10 protein-coding genes and 1 pseudogene are annotated in these 18441 nt (G+C 64.2%); 7 read left to right on the top strand and 4 right to left on the bottom strand.

The annotated features are described in order from the left end of the window. Nucleotides 1–12 precede the first annotated feature (12 nt). The 6 genes from treZ to IF103_RS09410 all read left to right on the top strand — a co-directional run bounded on the left by treZ (nt 13) and on the right by IF103_RS09410 (nt 10569). Nucleotides 13–1755, top strand: a complete 1743-nt coding sequence (gene treZ, locus IF103_RS09435) for a malto-oligosyltrehalose trehalohydrolase (protein WP_202676049.1) — start codon at nt 13–15, stop codon at nt 1753–1755. Continuing rightward, entirely contained in the window at nt 1752–3821 is a 2070-nt protein-coding gene (gene malQ / locus IF103_RS09430) for a 4-alpha-glucanotransferase (RefSeq protein ID WP_104882583.1), read from the top strand. The genes treZ and malQ overlap by 4 nt, the downstream gene beginning before the upstream one ends. Then, nucleotides 3818–6592, top strand: coding sequence for a malto-oligosyltrehalose synthase (locus tag IF103_RS09425; protein ID WP_104882584.1), 2775 nt, complete (start codon nt 3818–3820; stop codon nt 6590–6592). Before malQ ends, IF103_RS09425 begins: the two co-directional genes overlap by 4 nt. Before the next feature lie 14 nt (nt 6593–6606). After that, nucleotides 6607–6852 carry a DUF2934 domain-containing protein gene (locus IF103_RS09420; protein WP_027907028.1) on the top strand — a complete coding sequence of 82 codons (246 nt, stop codon included), beginning with the start codon at nt 6607–6609 and terminating at the stop codon, nt 6850–6852. A 116-nt stretch (nt 6853–6968) separates the two neighbouring features. Then, entirely contained in the window at nt 6969–9122 is a 2154-nt protein-coding gene (gene glgX / locus IF103_RS09415; RefSeq protein ID WP_104881923.1) for a glycogen debranching protein GlgX, read from the top strand. 370 nt (nt 9123–9492) lie between these two features. Beyond that, entirely contained in the window at nt 9493–10569 is a 1077-nt protein-coding gene (locus tag IF103_RS09410; protein ID WP_202676048.1) for an autotransporter domain-containing protein, read from the top strand. A 246-nt stretch (nt 10570–10815) separates the two neighbouring features. Here IF103_RS09410 and IF103_RS09405 read toward each other — a convergent pair. Continuing rightward, a pseudogene (locus tag IF103_RS09405) lies at nt 10816–11167 on the bottom strand (hypothetical protein); the annotation flags it as partial. Nucleotides 11168–11500: 333 nt separating this feature from the next. Between IF103_RS09405 and IF103_RS09400 the strand changes: the two are divergent. Continuing rightward, the gene (locus IF103_RS09400; RefSeq protein WP_186598358.1) at nt 11501–13123 is read left to right on the top strand and encodes a hypothetical protein; all 1623 of its coding nucleotides are present in this window, start codon (nt 11501–11503) and stop codon (nt 13121–13123) included. Here the strand turns inward: IF103_RS09400 and IF103_RS09395 are convergent. From IF103_RS09395 to tssM, 3 genes are read right to left on the bottom strand one after another with little or no spacing between them, the layout of a single operon-like run. Then, nucleotides 13111–14178: a serine/threonine-protein kinase gene (locus IF103_RS09395; protein ID WP_023380008.1), complete on the bottom strand. Its 1068-nt coding sequence runs from the start codon at nt 14176–14178 to the stop codon at nt 13111–13113. The two genes, IF103_RS09400 and IF103_RS09395, sit on opposite strands and share 13 nt — an antisense overlap. Further along, nucleotides 14175–14903 carry a PP2C family protein-serine/threonine phosphatase gene (locus IF103_RS09390; RefSeq protein ID WP_023380007.1) on the bottom strand — a complete coding sequence of 243 codons (729 nt, stop codon included), beginning with the start codon at nt 14901–14903 and terminating at the stop codon, nt 14175–14177. The genes IF103_RS09395 and IF103_RS09390 overlap by 4 nt, the downstream gene beginning before the upstream one ends. Continuing rightward, nucleotides 14903–18430 (bottom strand): type VI secretion system membrane subunit TssM, encoded by a 3528-nt coding sequence (tssM, locus tag IF103_RS09385; RefSeq protein WP_186598357.1) that lies wholly within the window; start codon nt 18428–18430, stop codon nt 14903–14905. The genes IF103_RS09390 and tssM overlap by 1 nt, the downstream gene beginning before the upstream one ends. Between the last annotated feature and the right edge of the window lie 11 nt (nt 18431–18441).

Raw genomic sequence — 18441 nt, 5'->3', positions numbered from 1 at the left:
CGGAGGCCGAAGATGCACAGGCATGGCGCACACCTGCTGGACGCCACGTCGGCGCGCTTCGCCCTCTGGGCGCCGGATGCGCGCAGCGTGAGCCTTCAACTGGAGCAACAGCCGGCGATCGAGCTACTGCCGGAGAACGACGGCTGGTACACCGGGGTTGCCCAGTGCCAGGCCGGTGACCGTTATCGCTATTGTATCGACGGCGAGCAATGGGTAGCCGACCCGGCATCACGCTACCAGCCCGAGGGGGTCGACGGCCCTAGCCAACTGGTGGATACGCACGCCTATGATTGGCAGCACCCCTGGCAGGGTCGACCATGGCACGAGGCCGTGATCCAGGAATTGCACGTGGGTGTGCTCGATGGCTATGCCGGGGTTGCCCGGCAGCTGCCGCGCCTGGCACAGCTGGGTATCAGCGCCATCGAGCTGATGCCCCTCGGGCAGTTCCCCGGCACGCGCAATTGGGGCTACGACGGCGTGTTCCCCTACGCCCCCCAGCACAGCTATGGCAGCCCAGAGCAACTGTGCGCGCTGGTCGACCAGGCCCACGGCCAGGGGCTGATGGTGCTGGTGGATGTGGTCTACAACCACTTCGGCCCCCACGGCAATTACCTGCACCACTATGCCAGCCCATTCTTCCGCGAGGACAAACACACCCCCTGGGGCGCGGCCATCGACTTCCGTCGCCCCGAGGTGCGGGAGTTCTTCATTCAGAATGCACTGATGTGGGTGTGCGACTACCGCTGCGATGGCCTGCGCCTGGATGCGGTGCACGCCATCGACCACCCCGACTTCCTGCGCGAGTTGGCACAACGGGTGCGCGCAGCCGTCTCCCCCGGCCGGCATGTCTGGCTGGTGCTGGAGAACGAGCACAACCAGGCTTTCCTGCTGGAACAAGGCTTCGATGCGCAGTGGAACGACGACAGCCACAATGCCCTGCATGTACTGCTGACGGGTGAAACCGAAGGCTACTATGCCGACTACCAGCACCGCCCGATCGAACAGTTGGCACGCTGCCTGACAGAAGGCTTCGTGTTCCAGGGCCAGGCCAACCGCCACGGCACCCCACGGGGCGAGCCCAGCGGGCACCTGGCGCCCACCTCGTTCGTGCTGTTCCTGCAGAACCATGATCAGGTCGGCAACCGCGCCCTCGGCGAGCGCCTGAGCCGGCTCTGCCCGCCTGCGGCCTTACGCGCCGCCACCGCCCTGTTACTGATGGCACCGATGATTCCGCTGCTGTTCATGGGCGACGACGACGGCAGTTGCCGGCCGTTCCTGTTCTTCACTGATTTTCACGACGAACTGGCCGATGCCGTGCGCGAGGGCCGGCGCAACGAGTTCGCCCACTTCGCTGCATTCACCCAGCCGCAATCACGCGAGCAGATCCCCGACCCCAATGCGCCAGACACCTTCGACGCTTCCCGGCCTCTGGCCAAGGAAGTGCTCGCCGGCTGGCACGGTCTTTACCAGCACCTGCTCGACCTGCGCCACCGCTACATCATCCCGCAGCTACCTGGTTGCCGTGCGCTGGGTGCCGAGGTGCTCGGCGAAAAAGCCCTCACCGCCCGCTGGCGCCTGGGCAATGGCAATACCCTGCGTATCGACCTGAACCTGGCCGACACCGCCCAACCGGTCGGACTGCCCGGCTTCGAACAACGCGTGTTCGACACCAGCGACAGTGCCCACCCCGATTCCCACCTGGCCGCCTACAGCTGCGTGGTCAGCCTGCTCACACCTGGTCAGGAGCGCCCATGAGCGATACCCCACTGCACCGCCTGGCTGCCCGCGTCGGTCTGGCCCGCGACTGGATCGACGCCAACGCCAGGCCCCAGCAGGTCAGCGACGATGTGCTGCGCAACGTGCTCGAAGCCCTGGGCCACTGCGCCCAGGACGATGCCGCTGTCCTGGCCAGCCTGCGGGCCGTGGAAGCAGCCGAAGACAGCGAGCACCTACCGCCGCTGCTGACTGCCGACGTCGGCCAGCCGTTGCCACTGCAACGCTACTTCAGCGCCGCAACCCAGGCCCATTGCACCTTGGAGGATGGCAGCCAGCGCCTGCTGACCCTGGACGCCCAGGCCCGCCTGCCCGGTGACCTGCCCATCGGCTATCACACCGTGGACATCGACAGCCGCAGCTTCACCCTGGCTGTGGCACCGCTGCGCTGCCATAGCCTGGACGAGGCCGTGACGCAACCGCCGCCACGCTGCTGGGGCCTGGCCGTGCAGCTTTACAGCCTGCGCCGCGACGGCGACGGTGGCTTCGGTGACTGCCTGGCCCTTGAGCAACTCGCTCGCAGCGCCGCCGAACGCGGTGCCGATGCCCTGGCCATCAGTCCGGTTCATGCACTCTCGGCCATCGACCAGGAGCACTACAGCCCCTACTCGCCATCCAGCCGATTGTTGCTCAACACCCTGTATTCAAGCCCCGCCGCACTGCTCGGCGAGCGCGCCGTGCGCATGGCCATCGAGGCCTGCGGCCTTGAACACATCCTGGAAGACCTGGAACAAGGCCCTCTGGTCGACTGGCCCCGCGCAGCCGATGCCCATGAACGTCTGCTGCAAGCCCTGTATCGGGATTTCAGCCAGAGCGATCACCCGCTGCGCGAGGACTTCGACAGTTTCCGCGCCGCCGGTGGCCAGGCGCTGGAGCACCACTGCCGCTTCGAAGTGCTACAGATCCAGGCCAAGGCACGAGGTCTGGGCGCTGACTGGCGAGCCTGGCCAAGTGCCTGGCACGACCCTTATCACCCTGAAGTCGAGGCGTTCGCCGACGCCCATCAGGCCGAGGTCGAGTTCCAGGCATTTTGCCAATGGCTGACCGAGCGCGGCCTGCAACGCGTCCAGGCCGCGGCCCGCAGCAATGGCATGGCGATAGGTTTGATCGCCGACCTGGCGGTGGGTGCCGACGGGGCCGGCAGCCAGGCCTGGAGCCGCCAGGACGAACTGCTGGCCGACCTCAAGGTGGGTGCTCCGCCCGACATCCTGAACCGCTCGGGGCAGGACTGGGGCATCTGCGCCTTTTCCCCCGAGGGCCTCAAGCGCAATGGCTATCGCGCCTTCATTGAGATGCTGCGAGCCAACCTGGCCCATGCCGGCGGCCTGCGCATCGACCACGTGATGGGGCTACGCCGCTTGTGGCTGATTCCGCGAGGTGCCAAGCCAACCGAAGGGGCCTACCTCCAATACCCAGTGGACGACCTGCTGCGCTTGCTGGCTCTGGAATCGGTACGCCATCGCGCGATCATTCTTGGCGAAGACCTCGGCACCGTCCCTGATGGCTTGCGCGAACGACTGGCCGCAAAAGCCATACTCGGCATGCGTGTGCTGCCGTTCGAACAGACATCGACGGGGCACTTCAAAGCGATCCTCGACTGGCCGGACAACGCGCTGGCCACCACCGGCACCCACGACCTGGCACCTCTGGCCGGCTGGCTGGAAAGCCGCGACATCGACTGGAACCACCGCCTGCAATTGATCGACGCTGCCACCGAACTGCACTGGCGCCATGAGCGACAGAAAGAACAAGCCGGCCTGCGCCACATCCTCGAGGCCAACTACGGTTCCTTGAAAGACAACGCCGCCATCATCGACGCCGCCATCCGCTTCGTTGGCCACACCCGCGCACCGCTGGTCCTGGTGCCCCTCGAAGACCTGCTCGGCAGCGACGAACAGCCCAACTTGCCGGGCACCACTCACAGCCACCCCAATTGGCGCCGTCGCTTTGCCCAGCCCGTTGGCAAATTGCTCGACGATGAAGATGCCTCCCGTCGCCTGGAGCTACTGGCCCAGGCGCGCGAACAAGCCTGGGAGCGTGACCGATGAAGCCATTGACCGCCACCCAGCGCCTGCAATTTCACAGTGACTTCACCCTTGACCATGCGGTGCCGCTGGTGCCGTATTTCGCCCGGCTTGGCATCAGCCACCTCTACGCTTCCCCCCTCCTCAAGGCACGCGCCGGCTCACGTCATGGGTACGACGTGGTCGACCCCACCTGCGTGAACCCCGAACTGGGTGGCGAGGCCGCCCTTGAGCGCTTGGTGAGCGCGTTGCGCCAGCACGGCATGGGACTGATCGTGGACACCGTTTCCAACCACATGGCCGTCGGCGGGGCCGACAACCCTTGGTGGCAGAGCCTCCTGGCCTGGGGACGGCGCAGCCCGTATGCCGAATTCTTCGACATCCAGTGGCACTCCAGCGACCCGCTACTGGCCGGGCAACTGTTGCTGCCCTTCCTCGGCAACGACTATGGGCTGGCACTGAAGAACGGCGAAATACCGCTGACCTTCGATGATCAGCACGGTGTGCTGCATATCGCCCACTACGACCACCGTTTCCCGATCTGCCCGGTGGACTATGGCCGGGTCCTCGCACAGAGTCCTGACCCCCAGTTGCAGGCCCTGGCCCCACGCTTCGCCGCCCTGCACCTGGCTGACGAGCCCCTGCACGCTGCCCTGCCCTTGCAGGCAGAACTGGCACGCTGCGTCGCCGATGGTGCCGACCTGGCATCCGCGCTGCAGGCCTTCGATAGCCGCAGCACAGCGGGTTTCAAGCACCTGCACGCGCTGCTCGAACGCCAGACCTACCGCCTGGCCAGTTGGCGAACCGCCGCCGACGACATCAACTGGCGGCGCTTTTTCGACATCAACGAACTGGGCGGCCTGCGGGTCGAGCGTGCCGTGGTGTTCGAGGCTACCCACGCCAAGCTGTTCGAGCTGATCGAGCGCGGTTTGGTCGACGGCCTGCGCATCGACCATATCGACGGCCTGGCCGATCCGCGCCAGTACTGCCGCAAGCTGCGCAGGCGGGTCGATCGTCTGCTGGCACGGCGCCCCGTGAACGCGGCAGTCGAGCATTTCCCGATCTACGTGGAAAAAATTCTCGGCGCCGGCGAGCACCTGCATCGCGACTGGCTGACCGACGGCACCACCGGCTACGAGTTCATGAACCAGGTGTCGCTGCTGCAGCACGCCCCCGCTGGCGAGGCGCCGCTTAGCGAGTTGTGGTCGAGCATCAGCGAACGCCCCGACTTCCCCGAAGAGGTCCGCCAGGCGCGGCACCTGGTGCTCAATGCCAGCCTGGCCGGCGACTGCGAGTCGGTGGCCCAAGCCCTCCTTCAGGTCGCCCGCGACGACCTGATGACCCGCGACCTGACTTTGGGCGCGATCCGCCGCGCCGTGCAGGCGCTGGTCGCGCATTACCCAGTCTACCGCACGTACTTCAATGCCTGCGGGCGCCCGGCCGAAGACGAAGCTTTCTTTCAGCAGGCGCTTGCCGGTGCCCGCCAGGATCTCGGCGAAGCCGACTGGCCGCTGCTGGCGCAGCTCGAACAATGGCTGGGCGGCCAGCCCTGGCGGCACCTGCCTGCGGGCAAGCCACGCAAACACCTGCGCCATGCCTGCGTGCGCTTCCAGCAGCTCACCGCCCCCAGCGCCGCCAAGGCGGTGGAAGACACCGCCTTCTACCGCAGCGGCCGCCTGCTGTCGCGCAACGATGTAGGCTTCGAGGCCGAACGGTTCTATGCCGATGCGGCCGAGTTCCACAGCCAGGCCCAACGCCGGCTGCGCCACTACCCCGACAACCTGCTGACGACCGCCACCCATGACCACAAACGTGGCGAGGACTGCCGCGCGCGCCTGGCCGTGCTCAGCGAGCGCGCGCCCTGGCTGGCCAGCCGCGTCGAGCACTGGCGCGAACTCGCCGCCCCATTGCGCGAGTCGCTGGAGGACGGCCTGGCCCCTAGTCCCGGCGATGAGTTGCTGCTATTCCAGACGCTGCTGGGCAGTTGGCCACTGGAGCTCGACCTGCACGACGATGCCGCGCTGCGCAGCTATGCCGAGCGTATCCGTCAGTGGCAGCAGAAAGCGCTGCGCGAGGCCAAGCTTCGCAGCAGCTGGAATGCGCCGAACACAGCCTACGAAACGGCCTGTGCAGCCTACGTCGATAGCCTGCTGCTGGACCGCCAGAACCAGCAGCTGCGCCAGTCGCTGGCCGACGCGGTGCGCCTGATCGCCTGCCCTGGCGCTCTCAACGGCCTGGTACAAACGCTGTTGCGCATGACCGTGCCCGGCGTGCCCGACCTGTACCAAGGCAACGAGTACTGGGATTTCAGCCTGGTCGACCCGGACAACCGCCGCCCCGTGGACTACGCTTGCAGGCGTCGCACCCTGGACGCTGCCACACCGCTCGACGCGCTGCTCATGCACTGGCGCGACGGACGTATCAAGCAGGCGCTGGTGTCGCAGGTATTGGATTGCCGTCAGGCACACTCCGCGCTGTTCCGTCGCGGAGCCTACCTGCCGTTGACCGTGCAGGGCCGACATGCCGACAAGGTCGTGGCCTTCGCCCGCCTGGGCGAAGATGAACGCGCCATCGTGATTGCCCCACGCCTTGCCAGCAGCCTGCTTGGCGATGCCCCTACACCGTTGATCCCAGCGCAGAACTGGGACGACACCCGGCTGATCCTGCCGTTTGCCTTGTCGCCTGCCAATACGACGGGACTTTTCACCACCGGTGCGGTCAGCCCTTGTAAGGAGCTGATGTTGAACAGCGTACTGGCGAAGTTTCCGGTCAATCTGTTGATACAACAATCTTGAACATCAGGAGCGTCATGATGAGCGTCGATGAAAAGCGTATTCGCGAATTTGCCTATCAGATCTGGGAGTCGGAAGGTAAACCCGTAGGCCAGGAAGAACGCCATTGGGACATGGCGCGCAAGCTTGCGGAAGCCGAGTCCCTGGCGCCCAAGGCGGCGCCACGCAAGCGCGCCCCGGCCAAACCTAAAGCCCCTGCCGTGGCCGAAAAGCCGGCGCCGGTGAAGAAGCCGCGCGCGGTGAAAAAGCCCACTGCCGGCTGAATCGGTATCAGTCTCGGCCTCATCGCCGGTAGCCAGCCCTTGCCCTTTTGCAGGCGCCAGCTTGCCGGTGATGAGCCCGCCTACATTTCCCTCCACACAGGCCCTCGAGGATTGCCATGAGCCCCCGCACCCCAAAGAAAACCCGCTCTGTCGCCCCATCGCGGATCCGCGAAGGACTGCCCTTCCCCCTTGGTGCCACCTGGGATGGGCTGGGGGTCAACTTCGCATTGTTCTCGGCCAACGCCAGCAAAGTCGAACTGTGCCTGTTCGACTCCAGCGGCGAAGAGGAACTGGAGCGCATCGAGCTACCCGAGTACACCGACGAGATCTACCACGGCTACCTGCCCGACGCGCATCCGGGGCTGGTCTACGGCTACCGCGTGCATGGCCCTTACGAGCCAGAGAACGGCCACCGCTTCAACCCCAACAAACTGCTGATCGACCCCTATGCCAAGCAATTGGTCGGTGGCCTGAAATGGTCCGAAGCCTTGTTCGGCTACACCATTGGCCACCCCGACGGCGACCTGTCGTTCGATGAACGCGACAGCGCGCCCTTCGTGCCCAAGTGCAAGGTGATCGACCCTGCCTTCACCTGGGGCCGCGATCAGCGTGTGCTGGTGCCCTGGGAGCGCACGATCATCTACGAAGCCCACACCAAGGGCATCAGCATGCGTCACCCGGCGGTGCCGGAAGCTCTGCGCGGCACTTTCGCCGGCCTTGCCAATGACGAGTTGCTCAAGCACATCAAGGACCTCGGTGTATCAAGCATCGAGCTGCTGCCGATCCATGCCTTCGTCAACGACCAGCACCTGCTGCAAAAAGGCCTGAACAACTACTGGGGCTACAACAGCATCGCCTTCTTCGCGCCGCATCCCAGCTACCTAGCCAGCGGCAAGATCGCCGAGTTCAAGGAGATGGTCGCTCACCTGCATGATGCCGGCCTGGAGGTGATACTCGATGTGGTCTACAACCACACTGCCGAGGGCAACGAACTCGGTCCGACGCTGTCCATGCGCGGCATCGACAACGCCTCGTACTACCGCTTGATGCCGGATGACAAGCGCTACTACATCAACGATTCCGGCACAGGCAACACCCTCGACCTGAGCCACCCCTGCGTACTGCAACTGGTGACCGACTCGCTGCGCTACTGGGCCGGCGAGATGCGCGTCGATGGTTTCCGCTTCGACCTGGCGACCATTCTCGGGCGCTACCACGACGGCTACAACGAACGTCACAGCTTCCTCGTCGCCTGCCGCCAGGACCCGCTGCTCAGCCAGGTCAAGCTCATCGCCGAGCCATGGGACTGCGGCCCCGGCGGCTACCAGGTGGGTCACTTCGCACCGGGCTGGGCGGAATGGAACGACCGCTTCCGCGATACCGTGCGTGCGTTCTGGAAGGGTGACGAAGGCCAGCTAGCCGATTTCGCCTCGCGCATGACCGCCTCGGGCGACATGTTCAACAACCGTGGCCGACGCCCCTATGCCTCAGTCAACTTCGTCACCGCCCATGATGGCTTCACCCTGCGCGACCTGGTGTCGTACAACCACAAGCACAACGAAGACAACGACGAGAACAACCAGGACGGGACCGACAACAACCTGTCATGGAACTGCGGGGCCGAAGGCCCGACCGACGACCCGACCATCAATGCCCTGCGCACCCGGCAGATGCGCAACTTCTTCGCGACCTTGCTGCTGGCCCAGGGCACCCCGATGATCGTCGCCGGCGATGAGTTCAGCCGGACCCAACATGGCAACAACAACGCCTATTGCCAGGACAGCGAGATCGGCTGGGTGAACTGGGAGTTAGACGAAGAAGGCGAAGAGCTGCTGGCCTTTGTCAAACGCCTGACCCGTCTGCGCCTGGCCTACCCGGTGCTGCGCCGCTCACGTTTCCTGGTCGGAGACTACAACGAAGCGATCGGGGTCAAGGACGTCACCTGGCTGGCACCGGATGGCCGCGAAATGAGCGTAGAACAATGGGAAGACCCCCATGGCCGCTGCCTGGGGATGCTAATGGACGGTCGCGCCCAGGTGAGCGGCATCGCCCGCCCCGGTTCGGAGGCTACCCTCCTGCTGATCGTCAATGCCTACCACGACACCGTACCGTTCCTGCTACCGGCCGTACCCGAGGGCGATTACTGGAGCTGCCTGATCAACACCGACAGGCCCGAGATGCGCAAACCCCAGCATCTGCAGTTCGATACGACCTTCGAAGTCAAAGGCCGCTCGGTGCTGCTGATGGTGCTCCAACGAGAAGATGAATAGACCCAACGGGCGCCACCGCCCAAGCGGCGGTGGAGCTTGAGCTCTAGCCCTAACAATGATTCGGCATAGCCGCCGATCGGCAAATAGCGAACATCGCTATGCCCACAATTTTTATCAATAGATTCATAGCGTTGAGCCAATCACCAAGGCATGAACGGGACTTTCACGTTTTCTTGACGCAAGCGCCGACCTCTCCTTAGCTGAACATTATCACTACGCGTAAAAAATCACGCCGGGCCTCTAGCTCGCGCCTTCGTGCGCACTTGCTAAAGCTGGCGTGCTGGTTTGGGTCGCCCTCTGTTTTTGCCGTACAGCTCGTGACAACAGGCCAGGTCCTTGGGCTGTACAACAAAAAATGAGGAGATCCGCTATGAAAAGAACCTCGAATCCCTGGCGTTTCGACAGCATTTTCTACGCGGTTTCCACGTCGCTGCTTCTGGCAACCCCTGTGGAAACCTTGGCGTTTGAATTGCAGGACGACCCGACCTTCGACCGCTTCCTGCAACAACCGTCAATGCCACAGCTGTCACTCGACCCGGTGAGCGCCGTCGGCCTCACCCTGGGCACGCTGAACGAGTTTTCCGATCGCATGAGCGAGCGCCACGGGCAGGCCGCACCGGACCTGGTCGCCAGCCAATGGTCGCAGTTCTTCCCCAGCGTGCAACGCCAGGGCGCGCAGCCGCCAGACCAGCTCGAAGCGCCCAGCCAGCAATTGATGATCGGCCCGGACCTGTTCGTACGTGAATCCTCGGCGGGCAATGTGCACCGGGCGGGAATCTTCGTTGGCCATAACAACCTGCAGAGCACCTTCAACGGTATGCGCCCGTTGCTTGGCGACAAGCAGCGCAATGCGGTCAACCTCAGCGGCGAGAGCCTGGGGGTGTACTGGAGCATGACCCATGATCGCGGCTGGCACCTGGATGCCGTGGCCATGGGCTCGCGCATTGATGTCAACGGCCGTGGCGAAAGCGGCCAGCGCCTGGACGACAGCGGCCACGCGATGACCTTCTCGGTGGAAGGCGGCTACCCGATCAAGTTGGGAGGCGGCTGGGTGATCGAGCCACAGGCACAGTTGATCAACCAACAATTCTTCCCCGGCAGCCAAGTGCAGGAAGAGACCTTGCAGGCCTTCGACAGCCAGCCCAGCTGGAGCGGCCGGGTCGGTGCCAAGTTGTCCGGCCGCTACGCCGTGCGCGGCATGCCGATCGAGCCTTACGTGCGGACCAACGTCTGGTACGACTTCAGCAACGCCGACTCGGTGAAGCTGGACCAGGTCGACAAGATTTCCAGCTCGCGCTACTCGACCACGGTGGAGTTAGGCTTGGGACTAGTAGCCAGGGTCACCCCGTCCGTGGCGCTGTTTGTCAGTGCCGATTACAGCAGTGATGTGGATGGGAATGACTTGAATGGGTTGATTGGGAGTTTGGGGGTGAAGATGCGTTGGTAGTGTGTACTGCTGCATAGGGCAAGGGCGGCATTAGGTCATTTAGAGGGGACGGAATTGAGTGGCGGGTCCGCTTACGGGCCGACCTGGATGCCATGCTAAAGGGTGACCTGCACAGGTTGAAAGGACTCGCATTCGCCACCGCCTTGTACATCGCAGCGGTAGTCGGCACCGACGTATTCGCAGTCGGTTGTCCATCAACTCGTTACACCGTGGATCGGCTTACAGCGGGCGGTCGAGCAGGTACTACTGGTACTCCGACGGGCCGCGTCGGGTGGCGTGGAGTGGGTGAGCTGGACGGCGACGGCGTAGCGGTACTGGCGCTTGAGCAGCGTGGATGGGCTGTCGTGGCTGCCGAGCCACTGCTCCTGCAAACGCCCGACCAGGTCCCAGGCCTGGGGTTGCCCTGCTGCCGAACCACTTCGCGGTGCAGGTCGTCGCGCTCGTAGGCGAGCATCTCGTGGTGGTCGAGGGTCATGCCCAGCAGGTGGCCGCTGCCGTAGGTGAGCCAGCCGACTTTGTGGCCATCCGGGCGGAGGGTGCTGGCGCGCTGGTTGAGGGCGTCGTATTCGTGCTGCCACACGGCGACCATCGGCGTGCCGAGGTGATCGCAGTGGTACCAGGCAATCGCATCGAACGCCTGCGGTGGCATCGTCATCTGCCACAACGGATATTTCTTAAGGCCTACAGGAATGTTTGCACAGGTATATCGACATTTGAGTGCGCAACTTCTTGCGCAGTTGACTCAGGAGAGTGCGCCGAAGCTGTAAAAGCCATCGCGAAATGCAGCAAGCCGGCCGCCACCAAAACCAACGTGCTACCATCGTGCCGCACTCATGGATGCTCTACCGATTCGACAAGGAACGCCGCGCGTGACCACTTCCGTTACTGCTTCACCCTGCCCTGCCCGTTTTCTGCCAGCAGGCCACGCCTGATGCTCGGCGCCCTACTGCAACGGACCCGCCAAGACCTCTCTCCCTGGCAGCGTATAACCCGTGCCTTATGGGGCGGCAGCCTGCCGCTGACGCGCGCCCAGGGCCGTTTGTTGGCGCAATTGATGCTGCTGCCAAGCGCGATGTACCTGCTGCTTGCCCTGGCATACCTGGCGCAGATCACCGACCTGATCGGCAGCCTGGCGCCGCATGCGGTGCTGCAACGCCTCGCCGACCACGGCCAATGGTTGGGGGCTTTCGCCCTGGCCCTGCTGGCATTGAGCTGCTTGTTGCGCAAGGGGCTGCGCCTGAACTGGGGCTTCGGTCGCACACTGTTGTGGGCGCTGCTGACCTGCACAAGCTGCCTGTACCTTGGCAACCAGGCCCAGCGCCTGCTGATCGATAGCCTGGTCGAGCGCACCAGCCCTAGCCAACAAGCCCAGGCAGCCTTCGGTATGCCGCTGCTCAACCGCATGCTCGAACATGACCTGCGCATCGACGGCCAGACCGCCACGCCCGCGCAGTTGCAAAGCCCCGAGGGCAAATGGCGGCTGGCCGAATTGGCCCTGCTGCTACCGGACAGTCCCCAAGTGGCGCTGACAGACGGCCTCACGCCGCAGGCGTTCTTCGAGCAGCTCGCCGACCAACGACGCGGGGGCCTGGAGCGTAATTACCAGCGTTACCTGCAAGCCACCGGCAGGCAGGAGGACCATTACCGCCAGTACCGACGCGCTAGCCAGTTCTACGCGGATGCAACCAGCCGCCTGGCCATCCTCCAGCGCCAGGGCCAGGCCTGGACCGACTACCTGCGTCTGCTCACCAAGCGTGGTCGCACCCTCAATCCATGGAACCTGCCGCTCGCTGAGTGGCAACCTGTGCGCCACGTGCTACGCGAGCAGATGAACGTTCCGGTCAACGACCTCTGGCGCCCCGATGACCGCCGCGGCTTCAACCAGGCGGTCGCCAGGCAGGTGCGGCGCGAAGCACGTAACCGATACGCCGAAACACTCCAGCAACGCATCGACGCCGGCTGGATCGAACCCGGCCTGACGCGGACGGGCTTCCTGGCAGTTAACGCCATCCAGGCCCAATGGCGACAGGATTTGGCCCTACCCGCTGGCATCACTTTGTATGCCTACCTGACCAAGGAAGCCTTCGCGCTCACAGTCTACCGACCGGCACTGCAATACGACGCCCGCGAACTGATGAAGCAACGCGTCGAGGCCAGCAACGACCTCTCTACCCTCGGCCGTGACAGCTACCGCGATTTGGTAACCCCAGGCGTCACCGTGCTGCTGATCAGCATCGGGTTGGTGGTGCACCTGTTCAGAACGCTGGCGTACCTGCTGCGTTTGGGGCTGCCGCAGCCTCCGGGCGTATACCTGAAACTGTTGGCGCTGTACGTGTTGCTACTGGGCAGCATGGCGCTGTTTACGGGCAAGTCACAGGTACCGGCATTCGGACTGACCGCGGGCAACAGCGATAGCCTGGTGTTAACCCTGGCGCGCAACACGTTGGACTGGACCGCTGCGCATCAGGCGCACCTGTATGCCTGGGGCAATGGCCTGCGCCAGGGCATGCTGCGCGGCTATGGCTTCGGTGCTACAACCCCTCAGGAAGACTGAGTGTTGCGCATGCTCCTGAGCCGCGCCCACAGTCCTTGGGCGGCAAAGGCATCACGCAACTGCGCCGCACTCACGCGGCGCTGCTCGGGGTCGAACGCCAGCGCCACACGCAATGCGCTCCAGGCCTTGGCCGGCATGCCAAGCGGCACCGAAAGCCGCGAGCTCAGCGCCTGGTCGCGGACCTTGATCGAGGGTACACGCTCGAAGGGATGACGGCCGCAGGCCAGCTCATACAATACGCAGGCAACGGCATACAGGTCGCTGGCCCTGCTGGGATTACTGCCCTCGAACAACTCCGGCGCTGCATAGGCCGGTGTCCAGGCTTCGAAACGGCCGTAGCTCAAATGCGGCAACCTGGCCAGTGGCCCTTCCACGGCCATGCCCAGGCCAAAGTCGAACAGACGCACGCCATCGTCGCCGAGCATCACATTGCTGGGTTTGATATCGCCATGCACCACCCCTTGGCCGTGTACACAGGCCAGGGCGTCGAGCAGCGGCACGGCTATTTCACGCACCTCTGCCCACGCCAGGCCCAGGGGCTGGTCGCAGAGTACGCGGTCAAGCGCACGACCACGCATCAACTCCATGCTGATGAAGGCGCGCCCGCATTGCGGATCGACAGCGAAACCATGCAACCGCACCAGGTTGGGGTGCCGCAAGCGGCTGGTAAGCGCGTATTCGTTGAACAGCAATGCGTTGGCGTCTGCCGAGGCAGCCAGTTGGTCGCTCATCAGCTTGACCGCCAACAACGGTTGCGGATCACCGTAGCTTTCCTGCAACAAGTCGCGAGCGCGATACACCAGGCCCATGCCGCCAGCCCCCAGCAGCCGCTCGAGGCGATAGCGGCCGGCCAACAGCTCGGGCACAGGCAACACGTCGACGGCTGCCGGGATTGCAGGCAACGGTTCTGCCGCCCTGCCCTTGCCACGGCGCTTGCGCCGCCCCTTGCCATTGCTGCCCCGATCCGGCTCGCCGGCCGGCTGGGTGAAGGAAAAGTAGGTGGCGTCGCCACCTTGCTCCAGGGCATCGAGTATATCCAGTGCGTCGCCGCTCATTGATGGATCACCACTGCGGTCAGGTTGTCTTTCGCCGCACCGCCCAGTGCAGTAGCAAACAGTCGCTGCAAGGCATCGGCGGGCGACGCAAGGTCCAGGGCGTGGCCGAGACCATCGCTTTGAAGGCTGTCGTAGAGACCGTCGCTGCACAGGAGGAACACATCGCCCGGCAACGCTTCGAACTCCAGCACCTCCAGCTTGAGCTCGGCACTGGCGCCCACCGCACGGGTCAGTGCGCGTGCCGAGGGGTGGCCACGGGCCTGCTCGGCGCTCATGCGCTGCTGGTCGATCAATTGCTGCGCAAGCGAATGATCGCGGGTCAGCTGGTACAGCCGATGCCCACGCCACAGGTAGCAACGGCTGTCGCCGGCCCACACGCATGCACCACGGCGGCCTTCAAGCAGTAACGTAACCACTGTGCTTCCGATGATTCGCGCGTGGCCCTCGACGCTCACTGTCAGCTCCTGGCCCAGGCGGCGATTGATCCAGTGCAGGCATTGGCGGACCGCGACCACACGCTCGTCGAAACTGGCGGCAGGGGCCAGTTCAGCCAGGCTGGCCACGATCATCTGGCTGGCGACATCGCCATCCTCATGTCCTCCCATACCATCCGCTACAGCCCACAACCCATGCTGCGGGCAATCCAGAAATGCATCCTCGTTGCGGGCGCGCACCTTGCCGGCGTCTGTGCGCGCCGCACTGCGCCAGGGGTTGGCGTGCAGCATCAGAGTTCACCCGGCAGCCGCAGGCCACGCAACACGTTCAGGTCGAACGGGTTGGGCGAGCGCTGGCTGGTCAGCAGGTAGTTGGCGCGCATACCTCCGACGTTGGCCTTGACCACCATGGTGTCGCGGCCCTTGAGGTACTCGGTCTGCATCAGGTCGAGCAAGCGGAACAGCGCCCACGGGCCGCCGTTCTTTTCCAGCGACATGGGGCGGCCATTGATTTGCTCCAGGGTCAGGCTGCTGTTGCCGTCCTGTGCCTCGGTCGGCCACTTGAACGTGGTGGAGACAATCGGACCATGACGGTAGTCGATCACCTGGTCACCGAAGCGAAACTCAGCGCGACTCACCGATGGATCGAGGGTGTACGGTTCGAGCTTGAACTGCACTTGCGGCTCTTGCGGGTTTTGCGCAAAGAAGCTCTGGCGCACAGCCTGGATGATGCCCATCTGTTCAAGGAACGTCTTGGTCATCGGCAGGCTCTGGCCGTCAAGGCTGCGCAAGCGATAGTTGCCTGGCTCGCCACTGACGAACGGCTTCATGTAGCTGTCGAAGAACTGGTCGGCTACACCCTGGGCCTTGAAGAAGTCGCGGAAATCGCTGATCGCCACATCGCCGGTGCCTGCGGCGTTGAACGGGTAGCGCGACTCGATGGCCTTGCCATAGAAGCTGTACAGCTCACTCTGGTAACGCTGGTTGAGGTAGTTGTAGCTGTCGTTCAGGACCATGCGCCAGATGTCGTCCGAGAGCAGGTTGAACCAGCCCGCCACTGGCCGTGGCAGTCGGGCGGTGCCGTTGCGCAGGCTGCTCAAGGCGTCACGTTGGCCCGACATGCGCGCCTTGGCCATCTGGTACGAAGCTTCCTCGACCTGGTTGGAGCGCGCCAGCCCGGCCAATTGTTGTTGCAGATCGTTCAGCGCTTGCAGGGTCGGCGCCAGATCAGGCCCTGGGCCGTTGTTGTCATCGAGCAAACGGTGCAGCGGCTCGAAGCGCCGTTGCAGCGCCATGCGCGCGGTGTCTGGCAGCGGTCGCTTGGCCAGGGCGTCACGGGCCTTGCCGGCGACCGCGCCAGCCACGGCAGTGCCGTTCTTGCCAAGCTTCTTGGCCGCGGCCTTGCCAGCGGCCGCCTCGGCTGCCTGCTCGCCCTCGTCTGACGTCTCTGGCAACGTCGGGAAACGGGTGTTCTCGCGCACTTCGGTCAGCAGCAGCAACAACGGCGAGTTGGCGGCGGTGAGCGCCGACAATTGGTCAGCGCCTTCCCCCGCGTCGCTGAACGGAATCAAGCCGACCTGGTTGATCGCCTCCCCCCAATAATTGGCGTAGTCGCGAAAATACAACTGTTCCAGCGCCACCATCAGCCGTCGCATGTCCATGTCGCTGATACCTGGCCCCTCCCCCAGCACCCAGTTGTCACGCAGGATGTCGTTGACCAGGTTGGCGCCCTGCACCGAGAAGTATTGCTGGTAACCCTGGGAGGTGTAGAAGCCCGGAATCGCATAGTCGACCCCCACGAACTGGCTCGCCTGTGGCCCCAACTGCTGGCTCAGGCGGTACTCGGGCAGACTGCGGGCCTGTTCTCGCAGCACTCGGTAGACCACGCTGGCCAGCGACTCTGCACGCAACACCTGACGCGCCTGTGCCACCAGCGCATCATTGAGCGGCAAGGCGAACGGTTGCTGCAACAGGCGCCCGAAGTGTGCGTTGAGCGCCTCCTGCGCGGCGGTGTTGCCGCTGTAGCGCTGCGACCAGCCGGCTGCCACCCAATCCTGCAACCAGTCCTGATCTCGACGCTCGGGATCGCCCAGCATCAGGTAGGCACGCAGGCTGTTGAGCAAGCGTTCGCGGTTCTTCAGGTTGCTGCGAATCTGCTCTTCCACCATCTTGCCGACGCGCGGCAGCAGGACTTGCTCGAGTTCGCGCTGGTAAGCAGGTTGCAGCACCTCGTTGGCAGCCCCCCCTTGATACAGGCCGGCGCGCTGCAGCAGCGAGACATCGCCACTGTCGGGAAACACTCGTGCTGCCTGGTAGGCCGAATCCAACGGCTTGAGTGCGGCCAGGGCATCGTCGCGGCCGTCGAGGCTCTGGTGCTGATGCTGCCATTGCCGAGCCAGTTCACGCAGCGCTTCCAGACGCTCATGGTTGCCGGAGAAACTGTTTGCCCACAGCAGGCCGAACAGCACCAGCGCGCCGAGTGCCGTCAGGTATACGGCACGCTGGCCCCAATTGATGCGGCGCCGCTCACGGCGGTCGAGGCCAGCCAGGTCGTATTCGGGAAACACGACACGGGTGAACAACTGCAGCATGAAGCGCGCCCGCCCCCGCGGGATTCCGTGCCCAGGCATACCGGGCTGGAAGCCATTGTCGCTATCGACCTGCGGCGCATGGTGCGGCGCGCTGGTCAGATAGACACCGCGCAAGTGGCTGGCGCGCTGATAGCGGTTGCCGGTGAAAGCGGCATCCACCAACAGGCACAATTGGTCACCGATGCGTCCGAGCTGGTGCGGGAAATCGAGGATGCGCGCACGACGCAAGGTATTGCGCTCGTGGTGGATGCGCTGGGTGACCTGGTCACCCAGGCGCTGCAGCAGGCCCTGAAACTCGTTGGCCAGTAACTCGGTATCGGCGCCATTCTTGCCTTTGCCGAACGTGACGCCAAACACCTGTTCGTTTTCTTCTCGCGACTGCTGGTCGAAGAATTCCTCAAAGCCAGCCAGCCGGTCGGTCTTGGTCAGCACCAGGTATACCGGCAGGTCCTGGTGCAGGCGCTGGCGCAACTCCTGCAAGCGCGAGCGAACCTTCTGCGCCAAGTCGTTCAATGCCGCGTCACCGCCAAGCAAGGTATCCATTGGTACGGTGATCAACACACCGTTGAGCGGCCGATTGCGTCGACGCTGACGCAGCAGGTCGAGCAAGGTGCGCCAGGCATGGCCGTCCAGCTCACTGTCGCGCTGTTCGAGGAAGCGCCCGCCGGTGTCGACCAGCACGCCCTGCTCGGCAAAGTAGTAATTGCAGTATTCGCCATTGCCCGCGTCCTGCGAGCGCCTGCGCTCCAGCGCGTTGATGGGAAACTCCAGCCCCGAATGCTCCAGCAGGCTGGTCTTGCCCGAGCCATTGGCGCCGAGCACCAGGTACCATGGCAGATCACGACGCCAGCGGTCGTGACGGCCACCGTACAGGCTCGAGGTGTTGAGCGTGGCCAGGGCATGCTTGAAACGCGCCCTGATTTCCTTGGCCGCTTCGTACTTGCGCTCTTCACGCTCCAGACGCTCTTGCCCGCCCTCGCTCTCCAGCGCCTTCTGCTTGCGATGGTTGGCACGCCAGCTGGCGTACACCATCCACAATCCCCAGAGCAGGAACAGCACACTGATGGTCAACAGCCGCGCCGCGGCGTCTTCCCAGAACTTGTCGTCGGCGACGGCCAGCAGTGGCCCGACGAACCACACCAGCAAGGCCAGGGCCAGCACCAGCAGCAGACTCCACACCCAGGTCCGGGCAAGGAATGCGCCGACTTTCTTGAAAACATTCTTCATCACAGATCCTT

The sequence above is a fragment of the Pseudomonas sp. SK2 genome (genome assembly GCF_016772395.1).
In the GTDB taxonomy this organism is placed as follows: Bacteria; Pseudomonadota; Gammaproteobacteria; order Pseudomonadales; family Pseudomonadaceae; genus Aquipseudomonas; species Aquipseudomonas taiwanensis.
Note: the sequence above shows the minus strand (reverse complement) of the source record. Positions and strands in the feature narration are given on the sequence as shown.

Bases quoted from the DNA above. Each gene is read 5' to 3' on its own strand.
- IF103_RS09410 (WP_202676048.1), top strand. From the start codon at position 9,493: ATGAAAAGAACCTCGAATCCCTGGCGTTTCGACAGCATTTTCTACGCG.
- IF103_RS09400 (WP_186598358.1), top strand. From the start codon at position 11,501: ATGCTCGGCGCCCTACTGCAACGGACCCGCCAAGACCTCTCTCCCTGG.
- IF103_RS09395 (WP_023380008.1), bottom strand. From the start codon at position 14,178: ATGAGCGGCGACGCACTGGATATACTCGATGCCCTGGAGCAAGGTGGC.
- malQ (WP_104882583.1), top strand. From the start codon at position 1,752: ATGAGCGATACCCCACTGCACCGCCTGGCTGCCCGCGTCGGTCTGGCC.
- IF103_RS09390 (WP_023380007.1), bottom strand. From the start codon at position 14,903: ATGCTGCACGCCAACCCCTGGCGCAGTGCGGCGCGCACAGACGCCGGC.
- glgX (WP_104881923.1), top strand. From the start codon at position 6,969: ATGAGCCCCCGCACCCCAAAGAAAACCCGCTCTGTCGCCCCATCGCGG.
- IF103_RS09420 (WP_027907028.1), top strand. From the start codon at position 6,607: ATGATGAGCGTCGATGAAAAGCGTATTCGCGAATTTGCCTATCAGATC.
- tssM (WP_186598357.1), bottom strand. From the start codon at position 18,430: ATGAAGAATGTTTTCAAGAAAGTCGGCGCATTCCTTGCCCGGACCTGG.
- treZ (WP_202676049.1), top strand. From the start codon at position 13: ATGCACAGGCATGGCGCACACCTGCTGGACGCCACGTCGGCGCGCTTC.
- IF103_RS09425 (WP_104882584.1), top strand. From the start codon at position 3,818: ATGAAGCCATTGACCGCCACCCAGCGCCTGCAATTTCACAGTGACTTC.